The following is a 600-nucleotide window of genomic DNA, read 5'->3' on the forward strand; positions in this document are numbered from 1 at the left end:
ATCACAAGTCGGTATGCTTTACCCTTCCACTTCTCAACAAGAATAGAGTTCAATTCGAACTCAATGCCATTGATTTCCTCAGTCTTCCAGCCTCTAAGAGCAAAGATGTCATTGTAGAGCGAACTGCAGCGGTTTGCGCGGATATAGAAGGATTTGCTGTGTTTCTCTATTTCCTCCACGATTTCCTCGGAACATGATCCACAATCAGCTCTGAAACGATTGATTGTAAGTCCGTTCTGCTCAAATCTCTCAAAGAATCTCTTCAGCGTGTCCTTCTGATGAAAACGAACGTTGGTGTTACCATCGCTATTCTCAATGCCAACAATCAAGTCGTCAATAACCGCCACGCCAGGGCGATAACCAAGGAACTTCTTGTATGTAGGCTTTGCATCATACTTCTCAGTCTCTATGAACTGATGGTCGAAATCAACATCATACATCTCGCCCTCTTTCAGTTGGCCGGATGCAAACATACAATTGAGCAGTAAGGTATTGAGTGTGTCAGCCGTGTTGAAATCGTAGTTCTTACCCGTATCTGATGTGTATGAGATGTTTCCTTGCGTCAGTTCCTTTATCGCTCTGAGGATAGTATCAGAACTA

The 600-nt window shown here is 43.5% G+C and carries 1 pseudogene; it reads right to left on the bottom strand.

Features of this window, described 5'->3' with window-relative positions:
• A pseudogene (locus DW096_RS19195) lies at window positions 1-600 on the bottom strand (IS1380-like element IS613 family transposase); the annotation flags it as partial.

Origin of the sequence: Bacteroides sp. AM07-18 (assembly GCF_003602695.1) — a bacterium.
GTDB lineage: Bacteria > Bacteroidota > Bacteroidia > Bacteroidales > Bacteroidaceae > Bacteroides > Bacteroides uniformis.